This is a genomic window from Nocardia cyriacigeorgica NBRC 100375 (genome assembly GCF_000308555.1).
Lineage (GTDB): Bacteria > Actinomycetota > Actinomycetes > Mycobacteriales > Mycobacteriaceae > Nocardia > Nocardia cyriacigeorgica.
In genome coordinates this window covers 23,587-37,949 of the sequence record NZ_BAFY01000050.1, presented here as the reverse complement: position 1 = coordinate 37,949, position 14,363 = coordinate 23,587, and the positions used below count along the sequence as shown (strand labels likewise).

The following is a 14,363-nucleotide window of genomic DNA, read 5'->3' as shown; positions in this document are numbered from 1 at the left end:
ATGGTCGACTGCGACACCGTGGTCGGCGTCACCGGCGGCTGCGTGGTCTCCGGCGGCGTGGTCGGCTCGACGGTCGGCGGAACGCCGGTGTCTTGCGGGCCGGTTGTCGGCGGATTGGTCGGTGCTGTCGTGTCCGGTGCTGTGGTCACCGGCGGCTTGGTACCCGACACCGTTGGGTCGACACCCATGATCGTTGGTGCGGTGCTGCCGCTGTCGCCGCCGACGCCACCCGGACGTGTGGTCTCGGGCGAACCCGGACGTGCGGTCTCGTTGGGTGTCGTCGTGACGCCGCCCGGACGCGTGGTCTGCTCGAGCTGGGCGGCCGCCTCCGGCGACACCTTGCGTAGCTCGTCGAGCAGCTGCTGCCAGCGCTCCATCAGAACCCCGCGCTTGGCCGGATCGTCGACCTGGGTCGCGTTGGTCGACGCCTGCGCCAACCGGGCCCTGGCCCGTTCGGGATTGCCCTGCTCGATCAGCTCCTGCGCCGCGGCCAGATCGTCGTCGGCGCGCTGCACCACGGTCGACTGGGCCTGCTCGCTGAACACCACTTCCTTGACCCGCCACAGCGGATCACCGGGCTCGGCGTTATAAGAAAAGGCCGTCATACCGCCGAACACCAGCGCCAAGGCCGCAGCGGTGCCCGCGATCGGGCGCACCAGCCGCAGCCGGCCACCCGCCTTGGCACCGACCCGCGCCTGGCGCGCGCCGATTTCCTGATTGACCGCCGCCACCACCGTGTCGAGATCCGGAGCATCCGGAATCGGTGGTGCGATGATCTCTGCCCGCCAGTCGGCCAGCAAAGCCGCCAGCTGGAACTCTTCGGTGCTGTCGGTCTGGACCGGCCCGTCGCTGGCGATGGCATCGATCAGCGCGTCGTCGCGGCGTACCGCCGCGATGTCCACCGGAGCGTTGTCGCCAGAGGACCCCTCGGCGTAGGGACCGCTGTCTCGCGATCCACGTCGCGCCCTCCAGTCACCCCGACCGCGCCCGCCATCCCTAGCCATACATTTCACCTGCCCTCGCCACTTGTGACTTCAATTTCGCGAGTGCCCGGTGCTGGGCTACTCGTATAGCTCCCGCCGTACTGCCCACGGCGGTCGCGGTTTCTTCTGCCGACAAACCCATGACCAAGCGCAGGATCAGGATCTCTCGATGCTTTTCCGGAAGCGTGGCAAGCAAACGGTTCATCTGCCTGCTCGTTTCCGATTCGAGAGCGCGCTGCTCCGGCCCGTGGTCGGTGGATATGACATCTGGTACTTCGGCCATCGCCTCCGCCTTGTTACGTGAGGCGTTGCGATGAGCGTCGGCGACCTTGTGCGAAGCGATTCCGTATACGAAGGCCATGAAGGGCCTGCCCTGGTCTTGATACCTGGGCAGAGCTGTCATGACCGCCAGACAGACCTCCTGCGCAACGTCGTCCGCGGATAGCGATCCACGCTCCGCAGCTCCGATCCGTGCGCGGCAATAACGCATCACCAGCGGGCGGATCAACTCCAGTACCTGAGCTAGAGCGGATCTGTCGCCCTGCGCAGCGGCAGCGACGGCGAGGTCCAACTCTTCGCCCGTGTGCGTCATCGTCAGAGATTTTCCTGGCGTTACAAGTGGCACGGCCGGTATCGGCCGATGCTTCCGCGGGTGTAGCGGAACGGATCTAACAATAGCGACACCCGTTGCCGAACCGGGCATCTGCGTCGTCAACCGGCTGCCGACCGGGCAGATCGGAGCATGCGGTGAATGTCAGCCTGCGGCGGCCGGACGGAAGCGCCCACCGAGCCGTTCGATGGCGGCGGCGCATTCGGCCGCCTCGCGCTGTGCCGCAGTGCGATCGATATCACGCACCGCCACTCCGGTCCGCAACATGGCACAGGCCCAGCGCAGCGGCAGCAGCCCGTGCTCACGACATTCGGCGGCGACGGTCTCGGCGAGCTCGCCGGCCCGGTCAGCGGACCCGACGGCGGCGGTGGCGGCAGCGAGCAACAGCCGCGATTTCACCCGATGCCGTACCGAAGGACTTTGTTCGGCGAGGGCGAGCGCGGCCTCGGCATGCGGTAGGGCCGCGGCGGAGCGCCCGGCCGCGAAGGCCGTCTCGGCGCTCACCCAGTGCAGCCGGATCGCGAGCCGCAGCCGGTCCGGGCCGGGGGTCTCGGCGGCCTCGGCGGCCTCGTCGAGCAGGGTGCGCACCCGGGCGAGCAGATCGGCGGCGAGATCGGTGCGTCCGGTGCCGAGGGCGTCGGCGGCCAGCCCGGTCAGCGCGTCGCAGGCGGCGTCGAGGCGGCCAGGGCCGCGCCCGCCCGCCGACTGCTCCTCGGCCAGGCCGGGCAGGACGAGAGCCGCGGCCGCCCCGTCGTGCCCGGACGCCACGGCATGCCAGCCCAGTTGACGCAGCAGCGAGCCGCGGGTCGCGGCGGCGAGGGACGCGAGCACCGGGTCGGCCCGGTGGATCGTCAACCCCCGCAGCTCGGCGCGGGCGGCGGCGTATCGGCCCTGACCGCCCAGCGCCACCGCGCGCAGCCAGGCTTCGCGAGCATCGCGGGCGGCCGGCAACTCGGCAGCTGCCGTTCCGGGGCAGGCGCCGAAGGCGGCGTCGGCGAGCAGCGCGGCGTGCGGGTCGAGGGAAGGAACCGGTGCGAACACGGCCGCACCCTATCCCGCCCGGTACCACCTGCGCCGACTCCGGCGAGGCACGCGGTGCGCGAGCAACCGTTCAGCCTTCTTTTGCGCGTGACGCATACAGAGAATCGAATGTGTCGGTACGCGTCATGTTTCCATCAGGTAAAACTCACCCCGGCAATCGGCCGGCATGCACCCCTCGAATTCATATGCGTTTCGCGCAATTAACCCGCGCGCCCCGTTATCGCCATCTCCCCCTGCCCGGATCGCTCCCCCGGCGGAGCGCACCGGCAACGCCGGCCGGGCGACGATCGCTCGACTATCGATACAGCGCCCCGAACACCGCTGCCACCTGCACGAATTCACGGACACCGAACACCTGTCGGCACACGACTCCCGAGCCAACCGGCCATTATCGCCGGAAGGAACGTTAAAAGTAAACAGTGCCGAGGTTAAATTTAGCCGCTGAACATTTGAGAAACCGCTGCGCCGAACTATTGACGGAAATTCGCGCCGGGACCTAACGTAACTCATCGCCACGGACGGCGCCGCGCGAAATTGCAGCGACCATCATTGGCGGGCTCTCGGACGACACACGCCGCACCGTGGCCGGAATGTGCTCGGCCGGATCACTTTCCGCGCCGGGAGAAGTTGCAGACCACCTGCTCGACAACGTCGACGAGCTCGCACCACGAGGAGTTCACACATGCCCATGCCCACCCACCTTCCCGGACCGAACGCCGATGTCTGGGATTGGCAGATGCGCGGATCCTGCCGCGGTGTGGACTCCGCGGTGTTCTTCCATCCCGACGGCGAGCGCGGCCGCGCCCGGACCGCGCGCGAGATGCGCGCCAAAGAGATCTGCCACAGCTGCCCGGTACTGATGCAGTGCCGCAGCCATGCCCTCAAAGTGAGCGAGCCCTACGGCATCTGGGGCGGCATGTCCGAGACCGAGCGGGAGATGCATGCCCGGCGCAATCGGCGCCGGATGGCGGTCTGAGTCGCCGCTGGTCACCCGCACACGTCGGCGTTCGCGACGGATTACGAATCCCTTCCCATCCGCATCGCGCAGGGCGCCGAATTCCTAGCAACAACTGCTGACAGCACTATCGGTCGAGTCGCGCGCCGGCACACGGTCGTTCGGCTCGTACGCACGACAACGCCCGTCAGGCCCTCGGTCACCACCGAGTGCGCCTGTCGGCGTCGAAACGCACGCTGCCACACAGGGCCCCTGCCGAGCGAATCCGATAGCGGCACGCTACGGTAGTGACCGATGACACAGAATGGAGCGTTGTGACAACGCGGCCGCCGGCCGCAGAGGGCGACTCGTTCCGTGGAGAAGCCTTTCCACTCAGTGTGGAATCTGCGGTCTCGGCACGCGCAGCTGAAAGCATCGAACTCGCCGCGCTTTTACATCGGTGTGGCCAGTCCGACCAGGAAGCCTTCGCCGAGCTCTACGACCGAACGTGTGCGCGCGTCTACGGTCTGGTGTTGCGCGTCCTCCATGACCCGGGCTATGCGGAGGAGACCGCACAAGAGGTCTATCTCCAGGTCTGGCGAACGGCGGCGAGTTTCGATCCGGACAAGGGGTCGGCCGCCACCTGGCTGATGACGCTGGCCCATCGCCGCGCCGTCGACCGGGTGCGGGCCGAGCAGGCCCATACCCAACGCGAAGTCGCTTACGGGATACGGGTTCTCGGCAACGACTTCGACGAGGTCACCGAGGAGGTCGAGCGTAAATTCGAACAGCAGGCCGTCCTCGACAGTCTCGGTGCCCTCACCGAGACGCAGCGGGAGGCCATCTCGCTCGCCTACTACGGCGGGCGAACCTACGCCGAGGTGGCCAGCCATCTGGGCGTAGGGTTACCGACCGTTAAGTCCCGAATTCGGGACGGATTGACACGACTGAAGAAAAGTTTGGGGGTGACGTGAGATGAACGAACGCCAGATCGATCTCGCGCACACCGTCGCGCTCGGATCGATCGACGACGAAGACCATCAAGCGGTACAAGAACTGCTCGACAGTGAAGACCCCGCTCGGCGTGCCGAGTTCATCACCGAGGTGCACTTCACCAGGGAGGCCCTCGGAGCGCTCGCCGCCGCCACGGCTGTTCAGCCGCCGGCGGCGCTGCGCGGGCGGCTGCTCACCGCGATCGCCGCGGAGCAGCCGCCGGTCGCTTCCTGACTTCTTCCCGGGCGTCGGCCCGGATTCTCTTGCGGTATCCCGCGTCCCGCGCTCGAACGGTCGAAAGACGAACGGACCGTTCACGTCCGCGGGGACATGAACGGTCCGCTCGATCAACCCGAAGGCCGCGGCCTGCCTGTCAGTGACTGTGGCCGTGCCCGTGATCGTCGCCCTCGTCGGCCGGCTTGTCGACGATCGCGCTTTCGGTGGTGAGCACCATCCGCGCCACCGACGCGGCGTTGATCACCGCCGAACGAGTCACCTTCACCGGATCGACGACACCGTCGGTGAGCAGATCGCCGTAGCTGAGGGTGGCGGCGTTGAAGCCTTCCTTGCCCTCGGCGACCTTGCTGACCACGACCGAGCCGTCGACGCCCGCGTTGGTGGCGATCCAGAACAGCGGCGCGCGCAGCGCCTGGCGCACCACCTCGACGCCGACCGCCTCGTCGCCGGACAGCGAATCGCGCAGCTCTACCAGCTTGGTGCTTGCCTGCACCAGCGCGGTGCCGCCGCCGGGGACGATGCCCTCCTCGACCGCCGCCTTGGCCGCGCTGACCGCGTCCTCGACCCGGTACTTGCGCTCCTTGAGGGCGGTTTCGGTGGCCGCGCCGACCTTGATCACCGCGACGCCACCGGCCAGCTTGGCCAGCCGCTCCTCGAGCTTCTCCCGATCCCAATCGGAATCGGTCGCCTCGATCTCGCGACGCAGCTGGGCGCCGCGGGCCGCGATGTCCTCGGCGGTGCCCGCACCATCGATGATGGTGGTGTCGTCCTTGGTGACGACGACGCGGCGGGCCTTGCCGAGCACCTCGAGTCCGGCCTCCCGCAGGTTGATGCCGAGGTCGGGGTTGACCACGGTGCCGGCGGTGACGACGGCGAGGTCGTCGAGGAAGGCCTTGCGGCGGTCACCGAAGAACGGCGCCTTGACCGCGACGGCCTTGATCGTCTTGCGAATCGCGTTGACCACCAGGGTGGACAGCGCCTCGCCCTCGACGTCCTCGGCGATGATCAGCACCGGCTTGCCGGATTCGGCGATCTTCTCCAGCAGCGGCAGGAAATCGGGCAGCGAACTGATCTTTTCCCGGTGCAGCAGGACGTAGGCGTCCTCGAACACGGCCTGCTGGGTGTCGGTGTCGGTGACGAAGTAGGGCGAGAGGTAGCCCTTGTCGAACTGGACACCCTCGGTGACCACGAGCTCGGTCTGCAGGGTCGAGGACTCCTCGACGGTGACCACGCCGTCCTTGCCGACGGTGGTCAGCGCCTTGCCGACCATCTCGCCGATCTCCTCGTCGCGCGAGGAGACGGTGGCGACCTGCGCGATGGCCTGCTCGCCGGAGACCGGGGTGGCCTGCGCCAGCAGGGCCTCGGAGACGGCGTCGGCGGCCTTGGCGATGCCGGAGCCGATCGCGATCGGGTTGGCGCCCGCGGCGATGTTCTTCAGTCCGGCGCGCACCAGGGCCTGGGCCAGCACGGTGGCGGTGGTGGTGCCGTCACCGGCGACATCGTTGGTCTTGGTGGCGACGCTCTTGACCAGCTGAGCGCCGAGGTTCTCGAACGGGTCCTCGAGATCGATGTCGCGCGCGATGGTGACACCGTCGTTGGTCACGGTCGGGCCACCGAACGCCTTGGCGAGCACGACGTGCCGGCCGCGCGGGCCGAGGGTGACCTTGACCGCGTCGGCGAGCTTGTCGACACCGCGCTCGAGAGCCCGGCGAGCCTTCTCGTCGAACTCGATCTGCTTTGCCATATGTGTTCGCTCCTGTGTTTCGGTGCGCTGTCACAGTGCGCGGAACGCACTCCGCCCCGGGGTCAGCGGTCGACACCGGGGCGGAACGCCATGCGCAGCGATGACTTACTTGCTGACGACAGCCAGCACGTCGCGCGCGGACAGGATCAGGTATTCCTCACCCTGGTACTTGATCTCGGTGCCGCCGTACTTGCTGTAGATGACGGTGTCGCCCTCCTGGACATCCAGCGGGATGCGCTTCTCGCCATCCTCATCCCACCGGCCGGGGCCGACGGCGACAACGGTGCCCTCCTGCGGCTTTTCCTTCGCCGTGTCCGGGATGACCAGGCCGGAGGCCGTCGTCGTCTCGGCCTCGTTGGCCTGGACGAGGATCTTGTCCTCGAGCGGCTTGATGTTCACGCTCGCCACGTTGAGCCCTCCACTTTCAGGGGATAACGGTCGTCCGGGACTGTTGTCCCGGACCATCGGTTCGGTCACGATGCCGACGCCTGCGCACAGCCCCGTCGTCGCGGGTGCCGGGACCTGCTCAGTAGTCGAACTGGCACTGGCACACACATCACACAGCGCCACTAGCACTCTATACACGAGAGTGCCAGCGCTCAAGGGCGGGCTGTGCCAATTCGCCGGATCGTCATCACAGTCATCGCCGCAGCGCAGGGCCGATCTATACATTCGGCGCGCCCCCGGCCTCGAGGGCTTCCTATTACTTCACAAAATCTGTAACGTTCGGATAACGGATTGTGACAGTATGGACGACGGTCGCTCGGCGGCCGCCGGGTTCATCACGAACCGGCGTCCCGGCGAACGACAGGCCGTCACGAACGATCCGGCCAGCTGCACAGAAGAGCCAAGCAACACCTGATCCACCCGTCCCGGCGCCCACCAGGCAACGAGACGGCCCCGGATAGCGAACCCGGTTCGATCGTCATCCACACGGTGCTCCGGGAGTCCATTCGAGATGGTCGCCCGACACCAGGACCATCCGCTCGAAGGGAGGTGAACATGCGAACATCCCTCGGTATCTCCGCCGGGAACGAGGTGGTGTGCTCGGCGCTCGTCGCCACCGCAGGCAACGGAGCCCAAAGCTTCGACTACCGCGTGGTGTCGGCCGACGCCCATTCCGATCTCGGCGATCTGGTCGCCTCGTCGATCGAGCTGATGACCACCCAGCTGCCGACGACCCATCCGCACGATACGGGCTACGCGGGCACCAAGGCCTTCGAGCTCGACGCGGCGCTGAGCAGCCCGCCGACCGCCGTCGCGGTCGCCTACCGCAGCAAGGCCCAGGCCCAGGCCATCCGCTCGGCCACCGGCAAGCAGCACGAGCTCCAGCTGGTGCCGGAGGCCACCGCCGCGCTCGCCTACCTACGCCATACCGGCCTGGTCGACCGGTACCGCACCGTCGCGCTGGTCGACATGGGCGCGTCCGGGGTCACCGTCACCGTCGCCACCCAGGCCGACGGCACCGTACTGCATTCGGCGCGCACCACCACCGTCAGCGGCAACGCCATCGACGAACTCATCTACCACCATCTGGTCGACGCCCATTACGCCCGCCGCGGCACCCGCCCCAACCGGACCATGCTCACCAACCGGGGCCGCGCCGCCAAGGAGCACCTGTCCGTCGCGCCTGCGGTCACCATCGACCACGTGGCCGGGCGCCCACTCAAGCTCACCCGCACCGATTTCGAAGAACTGATCGCCGATCAGCTGCGCGAGTTGGCCGCCTTCACCGCGGTCACCTTCGGGCGCGCACCCGAGCGCCCGGAAGCGGTGTGCGTCATCGGCGGCGGCGCCAACGTTCCCGCGGTGGTCGACACCCTCCAGCACGAACTCGACATCCCGGTGCTCACCGTCCCGGATCCGGACGCCGTCATCGCCAAGGGCGCCGCCCTGGTCGCCGATGAGACCCAGCCCGCCGCGGGCGCGGTCGCCGCGCTCGCCTCGGACGCGCCGGTGGGGACCTTCACCAAGGTCGTCGGCACGCTGGCCGGTGCGATCGTCGTCGTCGGGCTGGTCATCGGGTACGGGGTAAAGGCGCTCGCCCCGACCTCCGGCGAGGAGGTCTCCCCCGCGGGCACCACCAGCAGCACCGAGCTACCGCCGACGATGACGTCCTACCCGCCCGCGGTCCCCGGCAGCGCCACCACCGACGGCGAGCGTGAAAACCCGGTCCGTCCCACCGGCACCACCATCGCCCCGAGCCCCAGCCCCGATCAGGTGCCGAGCACCACCGGTGTCGCACCGACCACGTCGCGCCCCTCGTCCACCCAGCCGACGTTGCGTCCCGACCCGAACCTGCCGTCCATCCCGTTCCCGGAGCTGCCCGAGCTGCTCGGCCCGCTGTTCCCGCCCAGCACCACCGCGCCATCGGGTTCGGGGGCCGCTCCCGAGACGGGCCGCGAAGGCGCCGACACAGCGCCGACCCCCAGCGGCACACCGACACCGGGTGCCGCGCCGACCACCGTACGGCCGAGCGGTCCACCGGCTCAGGCACCCGCGCAGGGCCGCGTGCCGATCCCCCGGGCCGGCACAGGATCATCGGACGGGCAGCCGACCGCACCTGCGCACTGAGCGAGCCGGCATACACCGGGTGCGCCCAGGACACAGGCAGCGAATGCGCCTCAGGACACCTGACTGACCGACACCGGCAGCCCCGGATCGGTCGCCACGGTCAACGGCGAGGGCTGCGCTCCCCCCGCGATCACGTGGGCGCCCAGCGCCGCGATCATCACCCCGTTGTCGGTGCACAACCGCGGCTTGGGCACCCGCAGCTCCAAACCCGCCGCCGCGCAACGCTCTTCGGCCAGCGACCGGATCCGGGAATTGGCCGTCGCACCGCCGCCGAGCACCAGCGTGCCGACGCCGACGTCCTGCGCTGCGCGCACGGCCTTCATGGTGAGCACGTCGGCGACCGCCTCCTGGAACGAGGCCGCGATATCCGGGATCGGCAGGTCCTCGGTCGCCACCCCATCGCGTTGCGCCGCCTCGACATAGCGGGCCACCGCGGTCTTCAACCCGGAGAACGAGAAGTCGTAGCGGGGATCGCGTGGGCCGGTCATGCCGCGCGGGAACGCGATGGCCTTCGGGTCGCCGGAGCGGGCGGCCGCGTCCAGCGCGGGGCCGCCCGGGAAGCCGAGGCCGAGCAGCCGCGCGACCTTGTCGAACGCCTCGCCCGCCGCGTCGTCGACGGTGCTGCCCAACTCCACGATCGGCTCCGCCAGATCGGTGACGTGCAGCAGGTGCGTGTGCCCGCCCGATACGAGCAGCGCCACGCACGGCGGCATGGGACCGTGTTCGAGCGTGTCGACCGCGACGTGCCCGCCGAGGTGGTTGAGCGCGTAGAACGGCACATCCCAGGCCGCGGCGTAGGCCTTGGCGGCGGCGACTCCCACCAGCAGCGCACCGGCGAGTCCGGGGCCGATGGTGACCGCGAGAGCGTCGGGGGCGACGATGCCCGCACTCGACAACGCCCGCCGCATCGCGGGCACGATGGCCTCCAGATGCGCGCGCGAGGCGATCTCGGGCACCACACCGCCGAAACGGGCGTGCTGGTCGACGCTCGAGGCCACCTCGTCGGCCAGCAGTTCACATGTGCCGTCCGGGTGGCGCCGCACGATGCCGACACCGGTTTCGTCGCAGGAACTCTCGATACCCATGACGATCACGACAGCACCTCATCCGGTCGATTAGCCTCGCCCCACTGCGCGCCCGCCGACGACAACGCGGGCCTGCGCATGGTGTAGGCGTCGGCGCCGCTGGGGTGGTAGTAGTTCTTGCGCAGGCCGATGATGTGGAAGCCGTGCTTGGCGTAGAGCGCGATGGCCGCGGCGTTGTCGGTGCGCACCTCGAGGAACACCGGCCCACCGCGCGCCCCGGCCTCGGCCAGCAGCGCTTCCAGCAGCTTCGTGCCGATACCCGCGCGATGGCATTGCGGGTCGACACCGATGGTGTGCACCTCGGCCTCCGGATGCTCGTTGTCGCCGAGCAGGGCGATGCCCGCGTAGCCGACCATCTGGCCGTCCTCGTCGCGGGCGGTGATGTAGCGGTTGTGGCCTGCCGCGAGCTCCGACCGGAACGACACCGCGTGCCACGGATCGTCTTCGGGGAACAGCAGTTGCTCGAGTTCCACGCAGCGGTCGATATCGGCGACCGTCATCGGTTCGATGCGGATGCCCACGGCTACGCCCCTGTCCGATCGAGGGTGCGGTAGCTCTGCTCGACCGCGTCGGGCCTGCGCAGATACAGCGGGACCAGCGGTTCCGGCACGGCCCGCGCCAGCACCTGCGGTGCGGCGACCCGGACCAGACCGGCCGGTGACGGCGTCTCCACCGGAAGCACCGGCAGGTCGAACAGGTCGACGTGGGAGGCCGAGCCCGCGATGACGGTGGCCTTCTCGGTGTCCAGCTCGGCCGGCTTGCCGACCTCGGGGCCTGCGACCCGACGGCCGATGCCACCGAGCGTCCACGGCACGTCCTCGCGGTAGCGCGCCGAGTACACCTCCCGGCGGCGCGCGTCCGTGACCACGAGCAGCTCCGCTCCTGGAGCAAGGTCGCGGGCGCCGTCGGCGGCGATGGCGTCGAGGCTGCACACGCCGTACACCGGGATGCCGAGGGCGTCACCGAAGGCGGCCGCGGTGGCCATGCCGACCCGTAATCCGGTGAACGGTCCTGGGCCGACGCCGACCACAACGGCCGCGATATCGGTCCTGGATCGCCCTGCCTCGGTGAGGCATTCGAGGATCTGCGGGGTGAGCACCTCGGCGTGGGCGCGGGCGTCGACCCGCACCCGGACGGCGATGGTGCGCACGTCGGCCGGTGCCTCGGCACCGGCCGCGGACTGCTCCAATTCCACCAATCCCGCTGTAACGGCGGGCGTCGCGGTGTCGACAGCAAGTACAAGCATGATTGGCCCAACGATACCGGTTGGTCCCCACGCGCCGCGCAGCCATGAGGGTCGCGGCGCGCAGCCGTGTGCGCGTGCCTCCGGCGAGGTTGCCCACGTCACAGCCCTGCCGGGCAGCCGCGGGTGTCCGAACCACCGCCGCCGGTGGCTCGAGTAGGCCGCTAGCCTTCCGCGGGATCGGCCGAGCGCTTGATCCATTCCCAGGTCGCGACACGCACCTCCGACTCCGGTTCGCGGGCCAGCCGCACCCGCAGATGACGGTCGGTGAGGTGCTCGACGACGCCGCCACCCCATTCGACGACGACCACCGCGTCATGCAGATCGGTGTCGAGGTCGAGGGCGTCGAGCTCGTCCAGCCCGCCGCCGAGCCGGTAGGCGTCGACGTGCACCAGCGCCACCGGAGCCGCACCGCGGCGCTCGCCGGCGCGGTGCCTGCGCGCGATGATGAACGTCGGCGAGCTGACCCGCCCCTGTACGCCGAGCCCGTCGGCGATGCCTCGGGTCAGCGCGGTCTTGCCCGCGCCGAGCGGACCGTCGAGCACCACCAGATCGCCCGCGACCAGACCCGCGGCGAGTTCCCGGCCGAGTGCTTCGGTGTCGGCCACGGTGGGCAGGGTGCGTCGGTGTTCAGTCATCGGCCACCTCCGGTGTGTCGGTCGCGGCGACGACGCCCGCGCGCAGCAGCAGCCGGTCCAGGGCGGCGTCGACCAGATCGGCGAACTGCAGTTGCGGCATGTGCGCGGCTTCCGGCAGCTCCACGAGTTCGGCCCGCGGCAGCTCACGGGCGAGCGCGCGGGAGTTGCGGAACGGGATCACCAGATCGTGTTTGCCGCCCATGATCAGCACCGGGATATCGGCGAGCACCGGCAGCGCGGCCGATTCGTCGTGCAGCTCGATCGCCTTCAGGAACTTGACGATCGTCTCCACGGGAGTGCGGTCGATCATCAGGGTGGCGAACCGCGACAGGGTCGGGCTCACCGAGCCGTGGAAGGAGCTGACGTGCAGGATCGGCGCGATGACATGCTTGGCCGTCATCCGCCCGGTCTGCACCAGCGCCGGCGCGGTGTGCACCGCCATCCGGAAACCGTCGACGGTGGGATTGCGCAACAGCTGGCCCAGCCCCGCACTGGCCACTTCGGCCGCCGCCGTCGACAGCAACGCCACCCCCGCCACCCGCTGCTCGAACAGTTGCGGATACTGCGCCGCCGCGGCCAGGATCGCCATCCCGCCGAGCGAATGCCCGACCAGCACCAGTGGCCCGTCCGGCGCCTTCGCCTCGATGACACGCACCAGGTCGCGGCCGAGCTGACGGACCGTGCAACTGTCGGTCTCCGGCACTCCCGAACGCCCGTGCCCGCGCAGATCGAACAGCACCATCCGCACCCGCGGACCCCAGCGCTGCTCGAGATGACGACGCTGGAAGTGGAACGACTCCATGGTGTTGCAGAAGCCGTGTACGAAGACGACGGTGACGGGGGCATCGGCGGGACCGCATTCGCGGGTGGCCAGGGCTACACCGTCGTCGGCGAGGACCTCGTCGGCCGGGTCGGCATCGATCAGCGAGAAGTCCTCGCCGCGATAGGGGTCCGGGCTCACCGGCACCAGCACCCGCGCCCCCGCCCGGCGCAGCGCGTGCACTCCGGCCAACGCCGCGACCAGGCCCGCGGTCGCCATACCGCCACGAAGGACGGTCACTTTCCGTTTGGTCACCGCGGGCCGCCTCGGAACCGCCGGACCGCCCGGCCCCGGGGCGAGCACACCACTTCGTAGTGGATGGTCTCGAGCAGATCGGCCCATTCCTGGGCGTGTGGTTGTCCGTTTTCGCCGGTGCCGAACAGGACCGCGGTGTCGCCCTCGGTGACGCCGTCGAGGTTCTCGCCGAGGTCGACGACCAACTGATCCATGCACACCCGCCCGATACTGGGCCGGCGCGCACCGCGCACCCAGACCTCGAAGCGCCCGCCGAGCTTGCGCGCGACGCCGTCGGCGTATCCGGCGGGAATGAGCGCGACGGTGGTGTCGTGCGGTGCGATCCATTCGTGGCCGTAGGAGACACCCTCACCGGCGGCGACCTGTTTGATCAGCGAGACCTGCGCTTGGAAGGTCATGGCCGGGCGCAGACCGAAATCGCCCAGTTCCGGGACCGGCGACAGGCCGTAGACCGCGATGCCCGGGCGCACCATGTCGAAGGCGAGGTCGGGGCGGGTCAGCGTGGCGGCCGAGTTGGCCAGGTGCCTGATCTCCGGTTCCAGGCCGTATTCCTTCGCGGTGGCGATGGCCTCGACGAAGCGGTCGCGCTGGACGTCGATGATCGGATGGTGCGGCTCGTCGGCGTGCGCGAGATGGGAGAAGATCGCGCGGAAGCGCACCACTTGCTCGTCGACGAGGCCACGCAGCGCGGTGAGGACGTCACGGTATTCGGTGACCGAGACGCCGTTGCGGTTGAGGCCGGTGTCGACCTTGAGGGTCAGCGTCGCCGTCCGCCCGAGCCGCCGCGCCGCGGCCTCGACACCGCGCAACTGCGACAGCGAGGACACGCCGATCTCGATATCGGCGGCGATCGCGGCGCCGTAATCGGCGTCGGAGTTGTTGAGCCAGCTCAGGATCGGCGCGGTGATCCCGGCCTCGCGCAGCTGCACCGCTTCGCTGATGGTGGTGACGCCGAGCTCGGCCGCTCCCGCCGCCAGCGCGGCCCGCCCCACCTCGACCGCGCCATGGTTGTAGCCGTCGGCCTTCACCACGATCATCACCGCGGCGCCGCCGGCGTGTTCACGCAGGATCCGCACGTTATGAGCGATGGCATCCAGATCGACGACCGTCTCCACTTGCGCATTCACGATTCCCGATCCTGCCACCAACGCGGTCGTCGGGGACGGGCGACCACCCCGGTCTTCGGCATACGCCGAGGGCAAAGGC

At 69.3% G+C, this 14,363-nt stretch carries 15 protein-coding genes; 4 read left to right on the top strand and 11 right to left on the bottom strand.

Annotated features, from left to right (window positions below; genetic code table 11):
- The 3 genes from RJ05_RS04625 to RJ05_RS04615 all read right to left on the bottom strand — a co-directional run.
- On the bottom strand, positions 1–902 hold a 902-nt coding region (locus RJ05_RS04625), incomplete at its 3' end, for an anti-sigma-D factor RsdA (RefSeq protein WP_255220916.1).
- A 94-nt stretch (positions 903–996) separates the two neighbouring features.
- Positions 997–1,575 carry a sigma-70 family RNA polymerase sigma factor gene (locus RJ05_RS04620; protein ID WP_036533448.1) on the bottom strand — a complete coding sequence of 193 codons (579 nt, stop codon included), beginning with the start codon at positions 1,573–1,575 and terminating at the stop codon, positions 997–999.
- A 162-nt stretch (positions 1,576–1,737) separates the two neighbouring features.
- Positions 1,738–2,634, bottom strand: a complete 897-nt coding sequence (locus tag RJ05_RS04615) for a hypothetical protein (RefSeq protein WP_051016241.1) — start codon at positions 2,632–2,634, stop codon at positions 1,738–1,740.
- Between the two features lie 682 nt (positions 2,635–3,316).
- Here RJ05_RS04615 and RJ05_RS04610 point away from each other — a divergent pair.
- From RJ05_RS04610 to RJ05_RS04600, 3 genes are all read left to right on the top strand, one after another.
- Positions 3,317–3,610, top strand: a complete 294-nt coding sequence (locus RJ05_RS04610; protein ID WP_036533446.1) for a WhiB family transcriptional regulator — start codon at positions 3,317–3,319, stop codon at positions 3,608–3,610.
- Between the two features lie 356 nt (positions 3,611–3,966).
- Positions 3,967–4,542 carry a sigma-70 family RNA polymerase sigma factor gene (locus tag RJ05_RS04605; protein ID WP_036533445.1) on the top strand — a complete coding sequence of 192 codons (576 nt, stop codon included), beginning with the start codon at positions 3,967–3,969 and terminating at the stop codon, positions 4,540–4,542.
- Between the two features lies 1 nt (position 4,543).
- Positions 4,544–4,795 (top strand): RskA family anti-sigma factor, encoded by a 252-nt coding sequence (locus RJ05_RS04600; protein ID WP_036533443.1) that lies wholly within the window; start codon positions 4,544–4,546, stop codon positions 4,793–4,795.
- Positions 4,796–4,934: 139 nt separating this feature from the next.
- Here RJ05_RS04600 and groL read toward each other — a convergent pair whose 3' ends face one another.
- Both groL and groES read right to left on the bottom strand, forming a co-directional pair.
- Complete coding sequence (gene groL, locus RJ05_RS04595; RefSeq protein WP_036533442.1) at positions 4,935–6,542, bottom strand: chaperonin GroEL; 1,608 nt, start codon at positions 6,540–6,542, stop codon at positions 4,935–4,937.
- Between the two features lie 105 nt (positions 6,543–6,647).
- Positions 6,648–6,950, bottom strand: coding sequence for a co-chaperone GroES (gene groES / locus RJ05_RS04590; RefSeq protein ID WP_014349218.1), 303 nt, complete (start codon positions 6,948–6,950; stop codon positions 6,648–6,650).
- 594 nt (positions 6,951–7,544) lie between these two features.
- Between groES and RJ05_RS04585 the strand changes: the two genes are divergently transcribed.
- Complete coding sequence (locus RJ05_RS04585; RefSeq protein WP_036533440.1) at positions 7,545–9,116, top strand: DUF7159 family protein; 1,572 nt, start codon at positions 7,545–7,547, stop codon at positions 9,114–9,116.
- Between the two features lie 50 nt (positions 9,117–9,166).
- On the opposite strand, the gene tsaD is transcribed toward RJ05_RS04585, so the two are convergent.
- The 6 genes from tsaD to alr form a co-directional block, all read right to left on the bottom strand.
- Positions 9,167–10,210 carry a tRNA (adenosine(37)-N6)-threonylcarbamoyltransferase complex transferase subunit TsaD gene (tsaD, locus tag RJ05_RS04580; protein WP_036533439.1) on the bottom strand — a complete coding sequence of 348 codons (1,044 nt, stop codon included), beginning with the start codon at positions 10,208–10,210 and terminating at the stop codon, positions 9,167–9,169.
- Positions 10,207–10,722 carry a ribosomal protein S18-alanine N-acetyltransferase gene (gene rimI, locus RJ05_RS04575; protein WP_085996154.1) on the bottom strand — a complete coding sequence of 172 codons (516 nt, stop codon included), beginning with the start codon at positions 10,720–10,722 and terminating at the stop codon, positions 10,207–10,209. Before rimI ends, tsaD begins: the two co-directional genes overlap by 4 nt.
- Before the next feature lie 2 nt (positions 10,723–10,724).
- Positions 10,725–11,447 (bottom strand): tRNA (adenosine(37)-N6)-threonylcarbamoyltransferase complex dimerization subunit type 1 TsaB, encoded by a 723-nt coding sequence (gene tsaB, locus RJ05_RS04570; protein WP_036533438.1) that lies wholly within the window; start codon positions 11,445–11,447, stop codon positions 10,725–10,727.
- Positions 11,448–11,608: 161 nt separating this feature from the next.
- On the bottom strand, positions 11,609–12,082 hold the full coding sequence (gene tsaE / locus RJ05_RS04565) for a tRNA (adenosine(37)-N6)-threonylcarbamoyltransferase complex ATPase subunit type 1 TsaE (RefSeq protein WP_036533436.1): 474 nt from the start codon (positions 12,080–12,082) through the stop codon (positions 11,609–11,611).
- A complete protein-coding gene (locus tag RJ05_RS04560; RefSeq protein ID WP_036533459.1) occupies positions 12,075–13,157 on the bottom strand; it encodes an alpha/beta fold hydrolase in 1,083 nt (360 codons plus the stop codon). Before RJ05_RS04560 ends, tsaE begins: the two co-directional genes overlap by 8 nt.
- A complete protein-coding gene (gene alr / locus RJ05_RS04555) occupies positions 13,154–14,302 on the bottom strand; it encodes an alanine racemase (RefSeq protein WP_174343896.1) in 1,149 nt (382 codons plus the stop codon). The genes RJ05_RS04560 and alr overlap by 4 nt, the downstream gene beginning before the upstream one ends.
- Positions 14,303–14,363: the final 61 nt, after the last annotated feature.